The sequence below is a fragment of the Gordonia amicalis genome (assembly GCF_022059885.1).
In the GTDB taxonomy this organism is placed as follows: Bacteria; Actinomycetota; Actinomycetes; order Mycobacteriales; family Mycobacteriaceae; genus Gordonia; species Gordonia amicalis.
Window position 1 is genome coordinate 2880509 of sequence record NZ_CP091855.1, and the last position, 16493, is coordinate 2897001.

Here is a 16493-nt window from a genome sequence, read left to right on the forward strand (position 1 = left end):
AAAGTAGTTGATACACAGTGCGTGCACCACAGTCCTGGTACACCGAGGTCCTGCGCGCGGGCGACCCGACGTGGTCGGCCACCACGGAGGAGATCGACGCGGGTTTCGTCCGCGTGGGTTTCGAGATCGAGGACATCGAGAAGTTCCCGGAGATCACCGGTCCGCTGGTGATCGGTCGCGTGGAGACGATCGAGGAGCTCACCGAGTTCAAGAAGCCGATCCGGTTCTGCACCGTCGAGGTGGGCGAGGCGGAGCCGCGCGGCATCGTCTGCGGTGCCCGGAACTTCGCCGTGGGTGACCTGATCGTGGCCGCACTGCCCGGCGCCGTGCTGCCCGGTCCGTTCGAGATCGCTTCCCGCAAAACCTACGGTCGCGTCTCCGACGGCATGATCTGCTCGGTCTCGGAGCTCGGCATCGGCAACGACCACAGCGGCATCCTGGTACTCGCCCCCGGCACGGCCGAGCCCGGCGCCGACGCACGCGAGGTTCTCGGACTCGACGACGCCGCGATCGACGTGAACGTCACCCCTGACCGCGGTTACGCCTTCTCGATCCGCGGTCTCGGCCGCGAGTTGGCGAGCAGCTTCGAGGTGCCCTTCGTCGACCCGGGCGTCACCGAGGCGGACGTCACCGCCGAGGGCACCCCGTGGCCCGTCGCCATCGAGGACGGCTCCGGCGCCACCCGCTACACCGCGCGCGCGATCAGCGGCGTCGACCCGTCGGCCATCTCGCCGTGGTGGATGCAGAAGCGACTCATGGTCGCCGGCATCCGGCCGATCTCGGCGATCGTCGACGTCACCAATTACGTCATGATCGAACTGGGTCAGCCGCTGCACGCCTTCGACGCCGATCGCATCACCGGCACCGTCACCGTCCGTTCGGCGAAGCCAGGTGAGAAGCTGCGAACCCTCGACGAAGTCGACCGTGTGCTCGACCCCGAGGACGTCGTCATCGCCGACGAGACCGGTCCCATCGCCCTCGCCGGCGTCATGGGTGGCGGCGCCACCGAGGTGGGCGAGGAGACCACGACCGTCCTGCTCGAGTCGGCCACCTTCGATCCCGTCCGCGTCTTCCGCACCGGTAAGCGCCACAAGCTGACCTCCGAGGCCAGCAAGCGCTTCGAGCGCATCGTCGACCCGGAGATCACCGCGGTCGCCTCCGACCGCGCCGCCGAGCTGATCGTGGAGATCGCCGGCGGCACGATCTCCTCGCCGCTGTCCGAGGCGCGGGTCGTGACACCGCTCCCGTCGGCGATCGGCATCGCCGCCGACGAGCCCGACCGCGTCGCGGGCATCAGCTATCCGGCGGGCACCACCGCCGCGCGCCTCACCGAGGTGGGGTGTGTGGTCACCGGCACCGATACGCTCGACGTCGTCCCGCCGTCGTGGCGTCCCGACCTCAGGCAGCGCGCCGACCTCGTCGAGGAGGTGCTGCGCCTCGAAGGCCTCGAGGACATCCCCGCCGTCGTGCCGCGAGCACCCGGCGGCACCGGCCTCACGCCGAAGCAGCGTCGGCGCCGCAGCGTCGGGCGCACACTCGCGCTCGACGGATATGTCGAAGTCCTCCCGTACCCGTTCATGCCGGCCGGGGTCTTCGACCTCTGGGATCTGCCCGCCGACGACGAACGTCGCCGCACCGTGAAGGTGGTCAACCCCCTCGAGTCGGATCGGCCCGAACTCAACACGACGCTGCTGCCGGGTCTGCTCGAGATGGCCGCGCGCAACATCTCCCGCGGCCAGCGCGACCTGTCGCTGTTCACCATCGGCCAGGTCGTCATCGCCGGCGACCATGTCGCGCCGGTTCCCGCACTCGACGTGACCCGTCGCCCGACGGACGAGGACATCGCGGCGCTCGACGCCTCGCTGCCGCATCAGCCGCTGCATGTCGGCGTCGTCCTGACCGGTCTTCGCGATCCGGCAGGTCCCTGGGGTCCGGGCCGTGCCGCCGACTACCTCGACGCCTTCGAAGCGGCTCGCACGATCGCTCGCGCCGCGGGCGTGGAGGTCGAACTCTCCGCTGCCGATCACCGGCCGTGGCATCCGGGTCGGTGCGCTCGCCTGACCGTCGACGGACGCACGGTCGGGTACGCCGGTGAGCTCCATCCGGCGGTTCTCGAACGCGCCCACCTGCCCAAGCGCGCGTGCGCGGTGGAGATCGACATCGACGCGCTCCCGCTCGGCGAGGTGCTGCCCGCTCCCGCGGTGTCGGTGTTCCCCGCCGTCCTGCAGGACGTGAACGTGGTGGTCGCGGCCGACGTACCCGCTGCCGAGGTCCGGTCGGCGCTGCGCGACGGCGCGGGTGAGCTGCTCGAGGACATCGCACTGTTCGACGTCTTCACCGGTGAGCAGGTCGGCGAGGGGAACAAGTCGCTGACGTTCTCGCTGCGCTTCCGTGCGAGTGATCGCACGCTCACCGAGGACGAGGCCAACGCCGCGAAGCTCGCCGCGGTGGACGCCGCTGCCGACCGGGTGGGCGCCCGACTCCGCTGACCGAAGGGCACTTCGACGGCCACCCACCCGGCGATGAATTGATTTGCAGGCTGCTGCATAATGATTGCATGGCTTCGACAAGCTCAACCAGCAAGGTGAAGGTCGCGGTGGCCGGCGCGAGCGGCTACGCGGGCGGTGAGATCCTCCGACTCCTGTGCGGGCATCCCCGTCTGCGATCCGGCGAGCTCGAGATCGGCGCGCTGACGGCCGGCGGCAACGCCGGCACGACGCTCGGATCTCATCATCCGCACCTGTTGCCGCTGGCAGAGCGGGTTCTCGAGGAGACCACCCCGGAGATCCTGGGCGGTCACGACGTCGTCTTCCTGGGCCTGCCGCACGGCGCGTCGGCCGTCATCGCCGACGCACTGCCGCCGACGACCCTGATCATCGACTGCGGTGCCGACTTCCGGCTGCGCGACGCCGGCGACTGGACCGCCTACTACGGCGGCGATCATGCAGGAACCTGGCCGTATGGACTGCCCGAGCTGCCCGGGAATCGCGACGTCCTCAAGGACGCCGGCCGGATCGCCGTCCCGGGGTGCTACCCGACGGTGTCGATCCTGTCGCTGCTCCCGGCGATCGCCGCGGGATTGGCCGAGCCGCACGTGACCGTGGTCGCGGTGAGCGGTGCGTCGGGTGCCGGTCGCTCGCCGAAGGTCGATCTCCTGGCCTCCGAGGTCATCGGGTCGGCCCGGGCCTATGGTGTCGGCGGCGTCCACCGGCACACCCCGGAGATCTCGCAGGCACTCTCGGCGGCGGCGCAGCAACCGGTCACCGTCTCGTTCACCCCGATCCTCGCGCCGATGGCCCGGGGCATCCTCGCGACGTGCACCGCACGAACCGTCGCGACCGGCGATGAGGTGCGCGCGGTCTATGAAAAGGCCTACGCCGACGAGGAATTCATCCACGTACTGCCGGAGGGCCGACTGCCGGCCACCGGTTCGGTCATCGGTTCCAACGCGGTCCAGCTCGGGGTGACCGTCGACGAACGCGCCCAGACCCTGGTGGTCGTCGGCGCCGTGGACAACCTGACCAAGGGGACCGGCGGCGCCGCGGTCCAATCGATGAACCTGGCGCTGGGCTGGACAGAGAACGAGGGACTGAGCACCGTGGGAGTGGCACCGTGACGGGAATCGAACACGCGCAGCCGGATCCGGATCGGATCGAGGGCGGCGCCCCCGGCGATCATCCACGGCTCGTCCGCGGACAGGGTGTCACCGCGCCGTTGGGATTCCGTGCAGCGGGAATCGCGGCCGGTATCAAGGCATCCGGTGCCGCCGACCTCGCTCTCGTCGTCAACGAGGGTCCGGACTGTTCCGCCGCGGGTGTCTTCACCACCAATCAGGTCAAGGCAGCTCCGGTGCGCTGGTCCCAGCAGGTCCTCACCACGTCGAGGCTGCGGGCCGTGATCCTCAACTCCGGCGGCGCCAACGCGTGCACCGGCCCGGGTGGATTCCAGGACACCCACAAGACGGCCGAGGCCGTCGCGGAGGCGCTGAGCAACTGGGGGACCAGCACCGGTGCGGTGGAGGTCGCGGTCTGCTCGACCGGGCTCATCGGCGATCGCCTCCCGATGGACAAGGTCCTCGCCGGCGTCACCGAGATCGTCCAGGAGATGGGCGGCGGACTCACCGGCGGCACCGATGCCGCGCACGCGATCATGACCACCGACACCGTGCCGAAACAGGCTGCGCTGCACCATCCCCAGGGTTGGAACGTCGGCGGTATGGGGAAGGGTGCCGGGATGATGGCGCCGTCGCTCGCGACGATGCTCGTGGTGCTCACGACCGACGCTGCGGCGACCTCCGAACAGCTCGACACCGCGCTGCGCCGGGCGACGGCGCGGACGTTCGACCGGCTCGACATCGACGGCTCCATGTCCACCAACGACACGGTGCTGCTGCTGAGTTCGGGCGCCAGCCAGATCCCGGTCGACCAGGCCGATCTCGACGAGGCCGTGTTCGCGGTCTGCGACGATCTGGCCGCCCAGATGCAGGCCGACGCCGAAGGCGTCACCAAGAGGGTCGCCATCACCGTCACGGGCGCACCGACCGAGGAGGATGCGCTGACCGTCGCCCGGTTCGTCGCACGCGATTCCCTGGTCAAGACCGCGTTGTTCGGCTCCGACCCCAACTGGGGGCGGGTGCTGGCCACGGTCGGCGCGTCGCCGGTCCGCATCGACCCGGACGTGATCGCCGTGTCGTTCAACGGATCTCCGGTGTGTGAGAACGGCTGCGGCGTACAGGGTGCACGCGACGTCGACCTGTCCGGTGCCGACATCGAGGTGCTCGTCGACCTGAAACTCGGCGACGCATCGGCGTCGGTCCGGACCACGGACCTCTCGCACGCCTACGTCGAAGAGAACTCGGCGTACTCGTCATGAGCGGCTCCGCACCGGAATCCGGTGCCCCTGAGAGTGTTCCGGGAACGATCGATCCGGCCGCAGGGCTGCACAAGGCGACGATCCTCGCCGAGGCACTGCCCGCCCTCCAGGAACTGGCGGGCGCCACCATCGTCGTCAAGTACGGCGGCAACGCGATGGTCGACGACGAGCTGAAGAAGGCGTTCGCCGCGGACATGGTGTTCCTCCGTGCCTGCGGCATGCACCCCGTCGTCGTGCACGGAGGCGGACCGCAGATCTCGGCGATGCTGAAAAAGCTCGGCCTCCAAGGGGAATTCAAGGGCGGCTTCCGGGTCACCACCCCGGAGGTGATGGATGTCGCCCGGATGGTTCTCTTCGGTCAGGTGGGTCGTGAGCTCGTCGGCCTCATCAACGCGCACGGGCCTTATGCGGTCGGCATCACCGGCGAGGACGCCCACCTGTTCACCGCGACGCGGCGGACGGTTCTCGTCGACGGCGTCGCGACCGACATCGGGCTCGTGGGCGACATCTCCTCGGTGAACACCTCGGCGGTGCTCGATCTCATCGGGGCGGGCCGTATCCCGGTGGTGTCGACCATCGCTCCCGATCGTGACGGCGTCGTCCACAACATCAACGCCGACACCGCGGCGGGAGCGCTCGCGGAGGCGCTCGGCGCGTCGCGGCTCGTCATGCTCACCGATGTCGAGGGGCTGTACACCGACTGGCCCGACCGCGGGTCGCTGGTGTCCCAGATCGACACCGATGCCCTGGTCGAGCTCCTGCCGTCGCTGGATTCCGGCATGGTCCCGAAGATGGAGGCCTGTCTGCGTGCGGTGACCGGGGGCGTCGAACGCGCCCACGTGATCGACGGCCGCGTCGCCCACTCCGTGCTTGCCCAACTACTGACCGGAAGCTCCACCGGCACCACCGTCGTCGACCCGGCCGAGTCGGGGGCGAAGGCGGCCGCCGGAACCCAGGAGGAGGACCTGTGACCGCACCGCTGCAACGGCGCTGGGGCCAGTCGCTGATGAAGAACTACGGCACCCCGCCGATCGCCCTGGTCGGTGGCTCGGGGTCGTATGTCACCGATGCCGACGGGAAGCGTTACCTTGACCTGCTCGGTGGGATCGCGGTGAACTCCCTCGGTCACGCGCATCCGGCGATCGTCGAGGCCGTCACGACCCAGCTGCAGACGCTCGGGCACGTGTCGAACCTCTACATCTCGCCGCCGGTCGTCGAACTCGCGGAGAAACTGCTCGACCGTTTCGGCCATCCCGGCCGGGCGTTCTTCTGCAACTCCGGCACCGAGGCCAACGAGGCCGCCTTCAAGCTCGCGCGCCGGACCGGCCGGCCGGAGATCGTGGCCGCCGAGAAGGCATTCCACGGTCGCACGATGGGTGCGTTGGCGATGACCGGACAGCCGGCGAAGCGTGCTCCGTTCGAGCCGATGCCGCCGGGTGTGCGGTTCGTGCCCTACGGCGACATCGAGGCGCTCGACGCGGTCGTCACCGATCAGACCGCCGCGGTGATCCTCGAGCCGATCCTCGGTGAGGCCGGCGTGATCGTCCCGCCCGCCGACTATCTCGCCGCCGCCCGACGCATCACCAGCGAGCGCGGCGCGCTGCTGATCCTCGACGAGGTGCAGACCGGTGTCGCGCGAACCGGCACCTTCTTCGCCCACCAGCAGGTGGGTGTGGTTCCCGACGTGATGACGCTCGCCAAGGGACTCGGCGGCGGACTGCCGATCGGTGCATGCATCGCCACGGGTGCGGCCGCCGAGCTGTTCGAACCCGGTCAGCACGGCACCACCTTCGGTGGCAATCCGGTCGCCGCGGCCGCGGCACTCGCCGTGCTCGGTGTCATCGAGTCCGAAGGTCTCACCGATCACGTCGCCGCCGTGGGCAAGGCGATCGCCACCGGGATCGAGGACCTCCACCACCCGCTGATCGATCACGTGCGGGGCGCCGGTCTGCTGCTCGGCATCGTGCTCACCGAGCCGCTGTCGGCCCGCGTCGAGGCCGCGGCCCGCGACGCCGGATTCCTCATCAACGCACCGGCACCCGACGTGCTGCGGCTCGCACCGCCGTTGATCATCACCGAGGAGCAGGGGCAGAGCTTCGTCGAAACGCTGCCGGACCTGCTGGACGCCGCTGCGCACGCTGCACAGAAGGACAAGGGAGACAGTGTGAACAAGGGAGACAGCGTGAAAAAGGGAGATGGGGCATGACGCGGCACTTCCTGCGCGACGACGACCTCACCCCGGCCGAACAGGCCGAGGTGCTCGCGCTCGCCGCCGAGGTGAAGGCGAAGCCGTTCGCCTTCCGCCCGCTCGAAGGGCCCCGCGGGGTCGGGGTGATCTTCGACAAGAACTCCACCCGCACCCGGTTCTCGTTCGAGGTCGGCATCGCCCAGCTCGGCGGTCACGCGGTCGTCGTGGACGGTCGCACCACGCAGCTCGGCCGCGAGGAGACCCTCGAGGACACCGGACGGGTGCTGTCGCGCTTCGTCGACGCCGTGGTGTGGCGCACCTTCGGGCAGGACCGTCTCGAGGCGCTGTCGTCGAGCGCGACCGTGCCGGTGGTCAACGCCCTGTCGGACGAGTTCCACCCCTGCCAGGTGCTCGCGGACCTGCAGACGATCGTCGAGCACAAGGGGTCGCCCTCGGGGCTGAAGATGACCTACCTCGGCGACGGTGCCAACAACATGGCCCACTCGCTCGGGCTGGGTGGCGTCACCGCCGGCATGCACGTCACGATCAGCGCACCGGAGGGTTTCCAGCCCGACCCGGCGATCATCGCCGACACCGAGCGTCGTGCCGCGGAGACCGGCGGGTCGGTACAGCTCGTGACCGACCCGGTCGCCGCCGCCACGGAAGCCGACGTCCTGGTCACCGACACCTGGGTGTCGATGGGTCAGGAGGAGGACGGCAAGGACCGCACCGCGCCTTTCCGGCCGTACCAGATCAACGACGAGCTGCTCGCCCACGCCGCCGACGACGCGATCGTGCTGCACTGCCTGCCGGCGCACCGTGGCGATGAGATCACCGCGTCGGTCATCGACGGCCCGCGCAGCGTCGTCTTCGACGAGGCCGAGAACCGTCTGCACGCGCAGAAGGCACTGCTGGTCTGGCTTCTGGAGCACCAGTGAGATGACATCCGCAAGCCAGGACGAGCAGTGACACAGGACGAGCGATGACCGCCGGCGCCGAACCCACGGAGAACCGCCTCGCCGCGACCCGCGCGGGGCGGCATGCGCGGATCATCGACATCCTGTCGACCAACCAGGTGCGTAGCCAGTCCGAGCTGCAGCGACTCTTGGCCGACCAGGGGATCGATGCCACGCAGGCAACGCTGTCGCGCGATCTCGACGAGCTCGGGGCCGTGAAACTGCGGGCCGCCGACGGCGGTGCGGGTGTCTACGTGGTTCCCGAGGACGGCTCGCCGGTGCGCGGCGTGTCCGGCGGCACCGACCGGCTGTCCCGCCTCGTGTCGGAGCTGCTGGTCTCCACCGACAGCAGCGGCAACCTGGCCGTGCTGCGCACTCCGCCGGGCGCCGCGCACTATCTGGCGGCCGCCCTCGACCGTGCTCGTCTGCCCGATGTGGTCGGCACGATCGCCGGCGACGACACGATCTTCGTGGTCGCCCGGGAGCCGCTCGACGGAGCCGAACTCGCCCGACGGATCGAGGGCCTCGTGTAACCCCCGTCCTGCCCACCACCACCGGACGCACTCACCGCGGCCGGACACGACGAGAACCGCAACCGACCACACCGCCAACCGAGACCCGGACGGTGTGGTCGGAACCCCGGGGCCGATGATGGACTCGGGTCATCGCTTAGAACAGGAGCTTCACCTCATGGCAGAACGTGTCGTACTCGCATACTCGGGCGGCCTGGACACCTCGGTCGCGATCAGCTGGATCCAGAAGGAGACCGGCAAGGAGGTCGTCGCCGTGGCCCTCGACCTCGGGCAGGGCGGCGAGGACATGGATGTCATCCGCCAGCGCGCCCTCGACTGCGGCGCGGTCGAAGCGGTCGTCGTCGACGCCCGTGACGAATTCGCCGACGAGTACTGCCTCCCGGCGATCACCTCGAACGCCCTCTACATGGACCGCTACCCGCTGGTCTCGGCGCTGTCGCGTCCGCTGATCGCCAAGCACCTGGTGACCGCCGCCCGCGACCACGGTGGCACCGTCGTCGCCCACGGCTGCACCGGCAAGGGCAACGACCAGGTCCGGTTCGAGGTCGGTTTCGCCACCCTCGCACCCGATCTGGAGGTCATCGCACCGGTCCGCGACTACGCGTGGACCCGTGAGAAGGCCATCGCCTTCGCCGAGGAGAACGACATCCCGATCAACGTGACCAAGAAGTCGCCGTTCTCCATCGACCAGAACGTGTGGGGCCGCGCGGTCGAGACCGGCTTCCTCGAGGACCTGTGGAACGCGCCGACCAAGGACGTCTACAGCTACACCGAGGACCCGACCGTCAACTGGAACACCCCCGACGAGGTCATCATCGGCTTCGAGAAGGGCCGTCCGGTCAGCATCGACGGCCGTCCGGTCAGCGTGCTGCAGGCCATCGAGGAGCTGAACCGCCGCGCCGGTGCGCAGGGCGTCGGCCGCCTCGACGTCGTCGAGGACCGTCTCGTCGGCATCAAGAGCCGCGAGGTCTACGAGGCCCCGGGCGCCATGGTGCTGATCCGCGCCCACGAGGAACTCGAGCACGTCACCATCGAGCGCGAGCTCGGCCGGTACAAGCGCGGCACCGACCGTAAGTGGGCCGAGCTGGTCTACGACGGCCTCTGGTTCTCGCCGCTCAAGCGTTCGCTCGACGCCTTCGTCGACTCGACACAGGAACACGTCTCCGGTGAGATCCGCCTCGTCCTGCACGGCGGCAACATCGCGGCCACGGGACGTCGCAGCTCCGAGTCGCTCTACGACTTCAACCTCGCGACCTACGACGAGGGCGACAGCTTCGACCAGTCGGCAGCCCGCGGCTTCGTCGAGCTGCACGGCCTGTCCTCGAAGATCTCGGCCAAGCGGGACCTGAATCTGTGAGTGACGAGCAGACCGGCGGAACGACCAACGAGGGTTCGCTCTGGGGCGGCCGTTTCGCCGGCGGTCCGGCCGCGGCGATGGCCGCCCTGAGCAAGTCGACCCATTTCGACTGGGCCCTGGCGCCTTTCGACATTCAGGCTTCCAAGGCCCACGCCCGGGTGCTCAACAAGGCGGGGCTGCTCACCGGTGACGACCTGGGAGGCATGCTGGACGGTCTCGACCGCTTGGCAGCCGATGTCGCCGACGGGACGTTCGGTCCCGCGGAGTCCGACGAGGACGTGCACGGTGCGCTCGAGCGGGGACTCATCGAACGGGTCGGTCCCGAGCTCGGTGGGCGGCTGCGTGCCGGCCGGTCACGCAACGACCAGGTCGCCACGCTGTTCCGGATGTGGTTGCGCGCCGCCATGCGTCGCGTCGCCCTCGGTCTGCTCGACGTGGTCGACGCGCTGACCGCCCAGGCGGCCGCTCATCCCGACGCGATCATGCCCGGCAAGACGCACCTGCAGGCCGCTCAGCCTGTCCTGCTCGGCCACCACCTGCTCGCACATGCGCAGCCGTTGCTCCGCGACATCGACCGGCTCGCCGACGCCGACCGCCGGACCGCCGTGTCGCCGTACGGGTCCGGCGCGCTGGCCGGCTCGTCGCTGGGTCTCGACCCGGCTGCCATCGCGGCCGATCTCGGGTTCGACGCACCGGCCGAGAACTCCATCGACGCCACCTCGTCCCGCGACTTCGCGGCCGAGGCGGCGTTCGTGTTCGCGATGATCGCGGTCGACCTCTCCCGGCTGTCCGAAGAGGTGATCATCTGGAGCACACCGGAATTCGGATACGTGACACTGGCCGATGCCTGGTCTACGGGCAGTTCGATCATGCCGCAGAAGAAGAACCCGGACGTCGCCGAGCTGATGCGCGGCAAGGCCGGCCGGCTGATCGGTGACCTGACCGGTCTGCTCGCGACTCTCAAAGCGCAACCACTGGCATACAACCGGGACCTCCAGGAGGACAAGGAACCGGTCTTCGACGCGGTGGCGCAGCTCGAACTGCTGCTGCCGGCCGTCACCGGCCTGGTCGCGACGCTCGAGTTCCACACCGACCGGATGGAGGAGCTGGCCCCGGCCGGCTTCACCCTGGCCACCGACATCGCCGAGTGGATGGTGCGGCAGGGTGTGCCCTTCCGCGTTGCACACGAGGTCGCCGGAGCCTGTGTCCGCGAGGCCGAGTCGCGGGGTGTCGGTCTCGACGAGCTCGACGACGAGACACTCGCCGGCATCAATCCCTCGCTCACCCCTGCGGTTCGCGACGTGCTGACGGTGCGTGGATCGGTGGAGTCGCGTAACGCGCATGGCGGGACCGCGCCGATTCAGGTACGACGGCAGATAGAACTGGTGTCGGCGCAATCGGCCGACCTGCGGACACGCTGGAACGCGGGGCCCGGAGGACGGCGCTGATCCACTTCTGAGTGGGTAGAGTGACGTATGTCACCGATGTCACCGATGTCGGCGGTGCACGTCACGCTGACGACGGGAGGATTCGACGCGATGGTGGCTTGGGACGGTATCCCCGATGTGGGGGGAGTGGTCAGCCGGGTGGTGGCGACCGCTCAGAACGGGCTCGAGGTCCTGCGGTTCGGCGGACTCGAGACCGGGACGGAACCGGCGCCCTTCGCGATCGTCGAGACGCGCAAGATGTTCCGCCTGCGCCGGTACTTCCCGAACGAACCGTCCACCGGCCCCAACATCGTCCTCGTGCCTCCGATGATGGTGTCCGCCAACGTCTACGACGTGACCGAACACAACGGTGCGGTGTCCGTCCTCCATCGCAACGGCATCACCCCGTGGGTGATCGACTTCGGGTCCCCGGACACCGAAGAGGGCGGGATGGAACGCAATCTCGCCGACCATGTGGTCGCGATCAGCCAAGCGATCGACCTGATCATCGAGGCGACCGGACGCGACATCCACCTGGCCGGGTACTCCCAGGGCGGCATGTTCGCGTACCAGACCGCGGCGTACCGGCGGTCGAAGGGGATCGCGAGCCTCATCACCTTCGGCAGCCCGGTCGACGTCCTCGCGGCACTGCCCCTCGGATTGCCGGCGGGGTTGGTGGCGCCGGCTGCCGAGTTCCTCGCCGAGAGATCGTTCGTGCGGAATCTCTGGGTACGGGACTGGATGGTACGCACCGGCTTCCAATTACTCGATCCGGTCAAGACCGTACGCAGCCGCATCGACTTCCTCCGCCGTCTCCACGACCGCGAGGCGCTTTTGCCACGCGAGGATCAGCGCAGGTTTCTCGAGGCCGACGGCTGGGTCGCGTGGTCCGGTCCGGCGATCGCCGAACTGCTGCGTCAGTTCGTGGCCCACAACCGCATGGTCTCCGGTGGCTTCGTGATCAACGGTGACCTCGTGTCGCTCACCGAGATCACCTGTCCGGTACTGGCGTTTGTCGGCGAGGCCGACGACATCGGTCAGCCGGCCGCGGTGCGCGGGATCGTGCGTGCCGCACCCGACGCCGAGGTATACGAATCCACGCTGCCCGTCGGTCATTTCGGACTCGTGGTCGGTTCCTCGGCCGGTGAGCACACCTGGCCCACGACGGCCGACTGGGTGAACTGGTTGTCGGCCAACGGGACCCGCCCCGAGCTCATCAGCGAGATGACGGTCGCGGAGCCGGGCCACGGCAGTGGTGTCAGTCTGTCCTCCCGCATCACCCACGGGATGGGTTCGGTCGCCGATGCCGGCACCGCCGCATCCCGCGAGTTGCTGGGACTGGTCAACTCCGTGCAACGGACGTCGCGAGCGGTCGCCTCCGAGTCGGTGCGTACGGTGCCGCGGCTGCTCCGCCTCGGTCAGATCCAGAGCGGCACGCGGATCTCCCTGTCCAAGCTGATGGCGGAGAACACCAAGAAGCACGGCGACAACGAGTTGTTCCTCTTCGAGAACCGCGTGCTGACCAACGCGCAGGTCGGCGCCCGCATCAACAACGTGGTCGCCGGTCTCATCGACTGCGGTGTGCGGCCGGGGCAGCACATCGGCGTTCTGATGGACACCCGCCCCAGCGCCCTGGTCGTGGTCGCGGCCTTGGCCCGGCTCGGAGCCGTCTCCGTCCTCCTCGCCGCCGACGCCGACGTGCGGGAGATGATGCGGCTCGCCGACAGCTCGGTCATCGTCACCGACCCCAACAACCTCGACCTCGCCACCGCGGCGTCGGGTCGGGTGCTGGTCCTCGGCGGCGGCAGTGGCGACTCCCGCGACATCGACGGTGTCGACGGCGCCACCATCATCGACATGGAGCAGATCGATCCCGACGCGGTCGTCCTGCCCACCTGGTACCGGCCGGATCCCGGCCTGGCCGGTGATCTCGCGTTCATCTTGTTCAGCCGTGCGCGCGGCAAACTCGTCCCGTGGCCGGTCACCAACCACCGGTTCGCGATGTCGGCGTTCGGTGCGGCATCGGCGGCGGCGCTGTCCGACCGGGACACGGTGTACTGCCTGCCGCCCCTGCATCACGCCTCCGGCCTGCTGACGACTCTCGGCGCCACCGTGGTCGGCCGATCGCGGATCGCCCTGTCCAACGGCATCCACCCGGAGACCTTCGCCACCGAGGTGCAGCGCTACGGCGTCACCGTCGTGTCCTACACCTGGTCGATGCTCAGCGGCGTCGTGCGCGATCCCCGTTTCCGGATCAACCAGCACAACCCGATCCGACTCTTCATGGGTTCGGGGATGTCGGCCGGTCTGTGGGAGGACGTGTGCAGCAGCTTCCCACGCGCCCGCATCCTCGAGTTCTTCGCGACCGCGGACGGCTCGGCAATCCTGGCCAACGTCTCCGGCGACAAGCTGTCCTCCGTCGGGCGGCCCCTGCCGGAGACCAACCCGGTCGAGGTCGCGGCCTACGACATCGAGAACGACCGCCTGCTCATCGACGAGTCCGGATTCGTCCGACGGGCCGAGATCGGTGAAGCCGGGTTGCTGCTGTCCAAGGCCAAGCACAAGTTCGACATCAACGGCACGGTGCTCCGCGATGTGTTCACCAGCCGCGACCGGTGGGAGGTGTCGGGACATCTCTTCGTCCGCGACGCCGACGGCGACCTGTACTTCCTCGGTGCCATCGACCGTGTGATCCGGACCGAGGCGGGCCCCGTGTTCATCCCGCCGATCACCCACGCTCTGTCGCGCATGCAGGGCGTCGACCAGGTGGTCACTTACGGCGTCGGAGAACCGGGTCATCAGGTGGCCGTCGCCGCGCTGACGCTACGTCCGGACGCGAAGGCCGACTCACTCACCGTCACCCAGCTCCGCATCGCACTCGGGGAGTTCCCCGCCGAACTACGACCACACCTCATCCGCGTCGTCGACGAGATCCCGCACTCGGCGTCGTTCCGTCCGCTGAGCACCGCCTTCGCGGCCGAAGGTCTGCCGAAACCCGGTCCCCGGACCTGGTATCGCGATGAGGAGGGCCGGTACCGGCGATACACCAGGACGATCGCCCAGAAGCTGGACTGGGGCCATTCGTCGATCGACGATGCCCTAGGCTGAGCCGCGTGACGACACGCGCTGAGGCCATCGACCCGATCGTGCGCGAACGGCTGGCCTGCCCGCAGGACCACGGCCCGCTGATCAATGCCGGCGACGAGCTCTACAACCCGCGGCTCCATGTCGCGTACCGGATCGACGCCGACGGAATCCCCGTCATGCTCATCGACGAGGCACGCAAGGTCGACGACGCCGAGCACGAACGCCTGATCTCCGGGCAGTAGCCGACGCCTGCCGGCGGCCCACTCACGAGTCACCTCGTCCGAGCCCCGATCTCGATGGATGACAAGATCGAGGGGTGAGTGCTGAGACTGAGGGAACCGCCAACACGACCGACGAAATCGTCCGGGCCGCGACCGCCCAGAGCGGAACCGCACCCGTCGACATCCTCGACGAACTCGAGTGGCGAGGTCTGATCGCGCAGTCCACCGACCTCGACGCACTGCGTGAGGCCCTCGCGGGCGGGCCCATCACGTTGTACGCGGGCTTCGACCCGACGGCGTCGAGTCTGCACGCAGGTCACCTCGTGCCGCTGTTGACCCTCAAACGCTTCCAACTCGCGGGCCATCGGCCGATCGTTCTCGCGGGTGGGGCCACCGGTCTCATCGGTGATCCCCGGGAAGTGGGGGAGCGGACCATGAACGCTCCCGACACGGTCGCCGAATGGGCCGGCCGGATCGACGCCCAACTCCGTCGCTTCGTCGACATCGACGAGTCGCCGACGGGTGCGCTCGTCGTCAACAACCTCGAGTGGACCGGACAGCTCTCCGCCATCGAGTTCCTGCGCGACCTCGGGAAGCACTTCTCGGTGAACGTCATGCTCGCCCGGGACACCGTGAAGCGGCGTCTCGAGGGGGACGGCATCAGCTACGCCGAGTTCAGCTACCTGCTCCTGCAGTCCAACGACTTCGTCGAGCTCAATCGGCGGTACGGCTGCCTCCTGCAGATCGGTGGCTCGGATCAGTGGGGGAACATCGTCGGCGGTGTGGACCTGGGACGCCGACTCGACGGGGTGTCCCTGCATGCACTGACCGTGCCGCTCGTGACGTCGTCGGACGGCAAGAAGTTCGGCAAGTCCACCGGTGGCGGCAGCCTGTGGCTCGACCCCGAGCTCACCAGCCCGTACGCCTGGTACCAGTACTTCGTGAACACCGCCGACGCGGACGTCATCCGCTACCTGCGGTGGTTCACCTTCCTCGGACGCGAGGAGATCGCCGAACTCGAGCAGGCGACGGAGGAGAAGCCACATCTGCGTCTCGCGCAGAAGAAGCTCGCCGCCGAGATGACCACCCTGATCCACGGGCAGGGGAACACCCGCGCAGTCGAACTCGCCAGCCAGGCCCTGTTCGGTCGCGCCGAGCTCGACGAGCTCGACGAGTCCACCCTCGCCGCGGCCGTGGGGGAGACCGTCATCGCGGAGTACGTGCAGGAGCGACCCACGATCATCCAGTTGCTCGTCGACACCAAGCTGTCCGAGAGCAACAAGGCTGCGCGTCGTGCAGTGTCCGAGGGCGGCGCGTACGTGAACAACACGAAGATCACCGATCCGGAGTGGCAGCCGGCGGACTCCGACCTGCTCCACGGGCGATGGTTGGTCGTGCGCCGCGGCAAGAAGAGCTTCGCCGGCGCGAGACTGGGCCGCTGACGCAGCGAAGGCGTAGCGAACCAGGCCTCTGACCAGGCGATTTGACGCGTTGTTCGCGCCTGTGTAACTTAATCGACGCACCGCAGAGAGCAACTCCCCCGGAGCCGCAAGCACCGGGGAAGCAAAAGTGCCCGAGCTACTCGCTCGGGCCGCCTGTGCGGGGCCACTCCCGAGAACAAGAGCGTGAGAATTTCTCACGCTCTGGGAGAGGCTCACCGGAGCCGGACTCGTCAAGAGGACGTCTGGTGGGTGTGTGTTCTTTGAGAACTCGATAGTGTGATGATGAATTGTCTGATGCCAATTGTGGCATCGTGCATTCTTTATGGATGTAGATGTTTATTGTGTGTGGCGCTCGGCCCCGTCTGGGTGTCACATGTTTTTGCTAGTTTTGGATTGGTCAGGTTTTGCTT

General features: G+C 68.6%; 12 protein-coding genes. All 12 read left to right on the top strand.

The window, feature by feature from the left end; genetic code table 11:
• Positions 1-17 precede the first annotated feature (17 nt).
• The 12 genes from pheT (at position 18) to tyrS (ending at position 16083) form a co-directional block, all read left to right on the top strand.
• Positions 18-2489, top strand: a complete 2472-nt coding sequence (gene pheT / locus IHQ52_RS13210) for a phenylalanine--tRNA ligase subunit beta (RefSeq protein WP_238063574.1) — start codon at positions 18-20, stop codon at positions 2487-2489.
• Between the two features lie 68 nt (positions 2490-2557).
• The gene (gene argC / locus IHQ52_RS13215) at positions 2558-3616 is read left to right on the top strand and encodes an N-acetyl-gamma-glutamyl-phosphate reductase (protein WP_040004874.1); all 1059 of its coding nucleotides are present in this window, start codon (positions 2558-2560) and stop codon (positions 3614-3616) included.
• Positions 3613-4872, top strand: a complete 1260-nt coding sequence (gene argJ, locus IHQ52_RS13220; RefSeq protein ID WP_006437364.1) for a bifunctional glutamate N-acetyltransferase/amino-acid acetyltransferase ArgJ — start codon at positions 3613-3615, stop codon at positions 4870-4872. The genes argC and argJ overlap by 4 nt, the downstream gene beginning before the upstream one ends.
• Positions 4869-5843 (top strand): acetylglutamate kinase, encoded by a 975-nt coding sequence (gene argB, locus IHQ52_RS13225; protein ID WP_006437365.1) that lies wholly within the window; start codon positions 4869-4871, stop codon positions 5841-5843. The genes argJ and argB overlap by 4 nt, the downstream gene beginning before the upstream one ends.
• Complete coding sequence (locus tag IHQ52_RS13230; RefSeq protein ID WP_006437366.1) at positions 5840-7078, top strand: acetylornithine transaminase; 1239 nt, start codon at positions 5840-5842, stop codon at positions 7076-7078. Before argB ends, IHQ52_RS13230 begins: the two co-directional genes overlap by 4 nt.
• A complete protein-coding gene (gene argF / locus IHQ52_RS13235) occupies positions 7075-7998 on the top strand; it encodes an ornithine carbamoyltransferase (protein WP_006437367.1) in 924 nt (307 codons plus the stop codon). Before IHQ52_RS13230 ends, argF begins: the two co-directional genes overlap by 4 nt.
• A 44-nt stretch (positions 7999-8042) precedes the next feature.
• Positions 8043-8549, top strand: a complete 507-nt coding sequence (locus tag IHQ52_RS13240) for an arginine repressor (protein ID WP_006437368.1) — start codon at positions 8043-8045, stop codon at positions 8547-8549.
• A 157-nt stretch (positions 8550-8706) separates the two neighbouring features.
• On the top strand, positions 8707-9906 hold the full coding sequence (locus IHQ52_RS13245; protein ID WP_006437369.1) for an argininosuccinate synthase: 1200 nt from the start codon (positions 8707-8709) through the stop codon (positions 9904-9906).
• Complete coding sequence (gene argH, locus IHQ52_RS13250; RefSeq protein WP_006437370.1) at positions 9903-11354, top strand: argininosuccinate lyase; 1452 nt, start codon at positions 9903-9905, stop codon at positions 11352-11354. The genes IHQ52_RS13245 and argH overlap by 4 nt, the downstream gene beginning before the upstream one ends.
• A gap of 90 nt (positions 11355-11444) precedes the next feature.
• Positions 11445-14441 (top strand): AMP-binding protein, encoded by a 2997-nt coding sequence (locus IHQ52_RS13255; RefSeq protein ID WP_238064289.1) that lies wholly within the window; start codon positions 11445-11447, stop codon positions 14439-14441.
• A gap of 5 nt (positions 14442-14446) precedes the next feature.
• The gene (locus IHQ52_RS13260; protein WP_006437372.1) at positions 14447-14662 is read left to right on the top strand and encodes a Trm112 family protein; all 216 of its coding nucleotides are present in this window, start codon (positions 14447-14449) and stop codon (positions 14660-14662) included.
• Between the two features lie 74 nt (positions 14663-14736).
• Positions 14737-16083 carry a tyrosine--tRNA ligase gene (gene tyrS / locus IHQ52_RS13265; RefSeq protein WP_006437373.1) on the top strand — a complete coding sequence of 449 codons (1347 nt, stop codon included), beginning with the start codon at positions 14737-14739 and terminating at the stop codon, positions 16081-16083.
• Positions 16084-16493 lie beyond the last annotated feature (410 nt).

Excerpts from the sequence above, each read along its gene's own strand:
- IHQ52_RS13245 (WP_006437369.1), top strand. The coding sequence starts at position 8,707 with ATGGCAGAACGTGTCGTACTCGCATACTCGGGCGGCCTGGACACCTCG.
- argB (WP_006437365.1), top strand. The coding sequence starts at position 4,869 with ATGAGCGGCTCCGCACCGGAATCCGGTGCCCCTGAGAGTGTTCCGGGA.
- argF (WP_006437367.1), top strand. The coding sequence starts at position 7,075 with ATGACGCGGCACTTCCTGCGCGACGACGACCTCACCCCGGCCGAACAG.
- IHQ52_RS13240 (WP_006437368.1), top strand. The coding sequence starts at position 8,043 with ATGACCGCCGGCGCCGAACCCACGGAGAACCGCCTCGCCGCGACCCGC.
- argC (WP_040004874.1), top strand. The coding sequence starts at position 2,558 with ATGGCTTCGACAAGCTCAACCAGCAAGGTGAAGGTCGCGGTGGCCGGC.
- IHQ52_RS13255 (WP_238064289.1), top strand. The coding sequence starts at position 11,445 with ATGGTGGCTTGGGACGGTATCCCCGATGTGGGGGGAGTGGTCAGCCGG.